The sequence below is a fragment of the Streptomyces sp. NPDC057638 genome (assembly GCF_042800315.1).
In the GTDB taxonomy this organism is placed as follows: domain Bacteria; phylum Actinomycetota; class Actinomycetes; order Streptomycetales; family Streptomycetaceae; genus Streptomyces.
Genome location: NZ_JBHVHF010000496.1, coordinates 1 through 3,719 on the forward strand (window position 1 = coordinate 1; position 3,719 = coordinate 3,719).

At 70.4% G+C, this 3,719-nt stretch carries 3 protein-coding genes; all 3 read right to left on the bottom strand.

Features of this window, described 5'->3' with window-relative positions; translation table 11 throughout:
• Positions 1-63: 63 nt before the first annotated feature.
• The 3 genes from ACFVIM_RS33870 to glmU all read right to left on the bottom strand — a co-directional run bounded on the left by ACFVIM_RS33870 (position 64) and on the right by glmU (position 3,492).
• Entirely contained in the window at positions 64-651 is a 588-nt protein-coding gene (locus ACFVIM_RS33870; RefSeq protein ID WP_384309851.1) for a 50S ribosomal protein L25/general stress protein Ctc, read from the bottom strand.
• Between the two features lie 302 nt (positions 652-953).
• A complete protein-coding gene (locus ACFVIM_RS33875) occupies positions 954-1,931 on the bottom strand; it encodes a ribose-phosphate diphosphokinase (protein WP_384309854.1) in 978 nt (325 codons plus the stop codon).
• Between the two features lie 112 nt (positions 1,932-2,043).
• Complete coding sequence (gene glmU / locus ACFVIM_RS33880; RefSeq protein WP_384309857.1) at positions 2,044-3,492, bottom strand: bifunctional UDP-N-acetylglucosamine diphosphorylase/glucosamine-1-phosphate N-acetyltransferase GlmU; 1,449 nt, start codon at positions 3,490-3,492, stop codon at positions 2,044-2,046.
• Positions 3,493-3,719 lie beyond the last annotated feature (227 nt).

Consider the following 3,719-nt stretch of genomic DNA (forward strand, 5'->3'; position numbering starts at 1 on the left):
GTCCGTGCCCAGGGCACGGACGGCGGCGGGGACCTGTGAGGGTCCCGGGAGATCCGGTGCGGATCAGGCCTGGGCGTCGCCCTCGGCGTCACCCTCGGCGGCCGGCTCCTCGGCCTGGGCGGCCAGGACCTGGATGACGACGGCGTCGGCGTCCACGGCCAGGGAGACACCCTTCGGGAGGGTGATGTCCTTGGCGAGGACGGAGGCGCCGCCCTCAAGACCGGCGACCGAGACGGTGACGGCCTCGGGGATGTGGGTGGCCTCGGCCTCGACCGGCAGCGCGTTCAGGACGTGCTCCAGCAGGAAGTTCCCCGGGGCCAGCTCGCCCTCGGTGTGGACCGGGATCTCGACCGTGACCTTCTCGCCGCGCTTGACCAGCAGCAGGTCGACGTGCTCCAGGAAGCCCTTCAGCGGGTCACGCTGGACCGACTTCGGGATGGCCAGCTCGGAGCGGCCCTCGATGTCCAGGGAGATCAGGACGTTCGGGGTACGCAGGGCGAGCAGCAGCTCGTGACCCGGGAGGGTCAGGTGGACCGGGTCGGTGCCGTGACCGTAGAGGACGGCGGGAACCAGGTCGGCGCGGCGGATACGGCGCGCGGCACCCTTGCCGAACTCGGTACGGGTACCGGCGGTGAGCTTCACCTCGGACATATGCGCTCCTTCGATAGAGGCGGATGGACGGGGTTACCCGGCCATATGTGGCCGCGCCTGCTACGAAGAGCGCGTCGATAACGGACCGCCGCACCGGAGTGCGGCCTCCCTCGCCGAGCAACCCCGCCAGTCTACGCATCCACCCCCCACCCCACCCAATCGATCTCCCCCGGCGGGAGAGGGGCCTGTGGCCCGGCGGGGCCGGGACGCGCGAAGGGCGCGCCCCGGGTGGGGCGCGCCCTTCGGCCGACGAGGGTCAGGACCGCTCGGTGAGGAGGGTCAGGACCGCTCGCTGACGCGGATCAGAACTGCTCCTCGAAGAGGCTCGTGACAGAGCCGTCCTGGAAGACCTCGCGCACCGCGCGCGCGATCGTCGGCGCCATCGACAGCACCGTGATCTTGTCCAGCTCCAGCTCGCCCGGCGTCGGCAGCGTGTTCGTCAGGACGAACTCGCTCACCTTGGAGTTCTTCAGCCGGTCGGCGGCCGGGCCGGAGAGCACACCGTGGGTGGCGGTGACGATGACGTCCTCGGCGCCGTTGGCGTACAGCGCGTCCGCCGCGGCGCAGATGGTGCCCCCGGTGTCGATCATGTCGTCGACGAGGACACAGACACGGCCCTCGACGTTGCCGACGACCTCGTGGACGGTGACCTGGTTGGCGACGTCCTTGTCACGGCGCTTGTGGACGATGGCCAGCGGCGCGCCGAGCCGGTCGCACCAGCGGTCGGCGACACGGACGCGGCCCGCGTCGGGGGAGACGACGGTCAGCTTGGACGGGTCGACCTTGGCGGCGACGTAGTCCGCGAGGACCGGCAGCGCGAAGAGGTGGTCGACCGGGCCGTCGAAGAAGCCCTGGATCTGGTCGGTGTGGAGGTCGACCGTGAGGATGCGGTCGGCACCGGCCGTCTTCATCAGATCGGCGATCAGACGGGCGGAGATGGGCTCACGGCCACGGTGCTTCTTGTCCTGACGGGCGTAGCCGTAGAACGGGACGATGACCGTGATGCTCCGGGCGGAGGCCCGCTTCAGAGCGTCGATCATGATCAGCTGTTCCATGACCCACTTGTTGATGGGGGCCGTGTGGGACTGCATCAGGAAGCAGTCCGCGCCACGCGCGGACTCCTGGAAGCGGACGTAGATCTCGCCGTTGGCGAAGTCGAAGGCCTTGGTCGGAACCAGGCTGACGCCCAGTTGGTGTGCTACTTCCTCGGCCAGCTCGGGGTGGGCGCGGCCGGAGAAGAGCATCAGTTTCTTCTCGCCGGTCGTCTTGATCCCGGTCACAGCACAGTCTCCTCAGAGGGGTGTTCTCTGGCCGCGAAGATGGGGAGCGCGAGCCAGCCGAATGTGGGGTGCACGTATCACGGTACGCCGTGTTCGGCCTACCTGTTTCCGGTCAGTTCTCGTCGGTGGCTCGTTCGGAAGCGGCCTGAGCCGCCTGCGCGGCGGCGCTGCCGGGGCGCTTTCGGGCCACCCAGCCCTCGATATTCCGCTGCTGGCCACGGGCGACGGCGAGGGACCCGGCGGGCACGTCCTTGGTGATCACCGAGCCGGCGGCGGTGTAGGCGCCGTCCCCGACCGTGACAGGTGCCACAAACATGTTGTCCGACCCGGTCTTGCAGTGGGACCCGATCGTGGTGTGGTGCTTCGCCTCGCCGTCGTAGTTCACGAACACGCTCGCGGCGCCGATGTTGGAGTACTCGCCGATCGTCGCGTCACCGACGTACGACAGATGGGGGACCTTGGTGCCCTCGCCGATGGTGGCGTTCTTCATCTCGACGTACGTCCCGGCCTTGGCCTTCGTGCCGAGGCGGGTACCAGGGCGCAGATAGGCGTACGGGCCGACGGAGGCGCCCTCGCCGATCTCGGCGGAGACGGCGACGGCGTTGTCCACCCGGGCGCCGGGGCCCACGACGGTGTCCGTCAGGCGCGTGTTCGGGCCGACCTCGGCGCCCTCGGCGAGATGCGTGGCGCCCAGCAGCTGGGTGCCCGGGTGGATCAGCGCATCCGGCTCGAAAGTGACGGTCGCGTCGACGAAGACGGAGGCCGGGTCGACCACGGTGACCCCGGCGAGCATGGCCCGCTCCAGCAGCCGCTCGTTCAGCAGCCGACGGGCCTCGGCCAGCTGGACCCGGTTGTTGATCCCGAGGATCTCGCGGTGATCGGCGGCGATATGGGCGCCGACCCGGTGACCCGCCGCCCGCAGGATGCCGAGGACGTCGGTCAGATACTCCTCGCCCTGGCTGTTGTCGGTGCTGACCTTGCCGAGCGCGTCGGAGAGGAGCCGGCCGTCGAAGGCGAAGACCCCGGAGTTGATCTCCCGGATCGCGCGCTGGGCGTCGCTGGCGTCCTTGTGCTCGACGATCGCGGTCACCGCGCCGGAGGCGGCGTCGCGCACGATCCGGCCGTAGCCCGTGGAGTCGGGGACCTCGGCGGTGAGCACGGTCACGGCGTTGCCGTCGGCGGAGTGCGTGGCGGCCAGCGCGGTGAGGGTGTCACCGGAGAGCAGCGGGGTGTCACCGCAGACGACGACCACGGTGCCGTCGATCACACCGCCCAGCTCCTCCAGCCCCATCCGCACGGCGTGCCCGGTGCCGTTCTGCTCGGCCTGGAAGGCGGTGCGGGTGCCCTCGTACCGCTCCGCGAGATGATCCCTGACCTGATCGGCGGCGTGGCCGACGACCACGACGAGATGCTGGGGGTCCAGCTCGCGGGCGGCGCACACGACGTGCCCGACGAGCGAGCGCCCGCAGATGTCGTGCAGGACCTTGGGGGTCTTCGACCTCATGCGGGTGCCCTCACCCGCGGCGAGGACGACGACGGCGGCCGGGCGGTTGGCGCTCACGGGAATGCCCTTCGGCTTCGGGTGGTGGACATCCGAAGGATACCGGTGGGTTTCGCCAACGAAATAAGGGCGTGCCCGGAGGTCAGGGCCCTTGCCCGGGAGTCCCGTTCCTTGGCGTGAGGGAGTCCCGTCCCTCGGTGGGAGGCCGTCCCGGTCCCTGGCGGGAGAGCGCCCCGTCGCCCGGCGGGCGGCGGGGACGGGACGAGGGCCCCGGCTCGGTGGGAGCC

What these genes read in the sequence shown, in the direction of transcription:
- ACFVIM_RS33870 (WP_384309851.1), bottom strand. Translation starts at nt 651, where the DNA reads ATGTCCGAGGTGAAGCTCACCGCCGGTACCCGTACCGAGTTCGGCAAG.